This is a genomic window from Pseudoalteromonas sp. MMG005 (genome assembly GCF_018101015.1).
In the GTDB taxonomy this organism is placed as follows: Bacteria; Pseudomonadota; Gammaproteobacteria; order Enterobacterales; family Alteromonadaceae; genus Pseudoalteromonas; species Pseudoalteromonas aurantia.
This window is the reverse complement of the sequence record NZ_JAGJEK010000081.1, coordinates 1-527: the sequence shown is the minus strand read 5'-3', so window position 1 is coordinate 527 and position 527 is coordinate 1. Positions and strand designations below refer to the sequence as shown.

Annotated in this window: 1 protein-coding gene; it reads left to right on the top strand. The window is 40.4% G+C overall.

Going from position 1 to position 527, the window contains the following annotated elements; translation table 11 throughout:
• A partial coding sequence (locus J8M01_RS23785; protein ID WP_211059604.1) for a dihydrodipicolinate synthase family protein occupies positions 1–384 on the top strand: 384 nt, incomplete at its 5' end.
• Between the last annotated feature and the right edge of the window lie 143 nt (positions 385–527).

The window sequence follows — 527 nt, the reverse complement described above, 5'->3', positions numbered from 1 at the left end:
CTGATGTTAGAGAATAAAGATTTAAAAGTCTTGGCTGGTGTTGACACTGTAACTGTACATGCAGGACTTGCTGGCGCATGTGGTGGGATCACAGGTGTTGGGTGTATATTTCCAAAAGCCAGTGTCACTATGCAGGAATATGTCAATAAAGGGGAATGGGCTGAGGCAAACAAAATTTCTCAGGCTATGAACTCCATATCATACCTTGATGCTCAACCGTTGCTTTTAGAATATCTTAAGTTTGCGTTTGGTGTTCACCATAATGATGCGACTGGAGGGCTTCGTACCCTTGGTAAAAAGTTAACTCAAGCGCAAATTGATGATGTACGTGCAAGATATATTCTCGCAAAAGAAAGGCTTGAAACTCTAGGTTTAATAGATTGATCCTGTCAAATATTCAAAAAGAGAAAGCTTCGTTTTTACGGAGCTTTTTTGTGTCCGCCTTCGAATTAGCACCTCGCTTTTTAGATTTCAAAGTATCAATGCGCTTATTTCAGCCTCAGGTTGGCTGGACTTCTAACAAGATA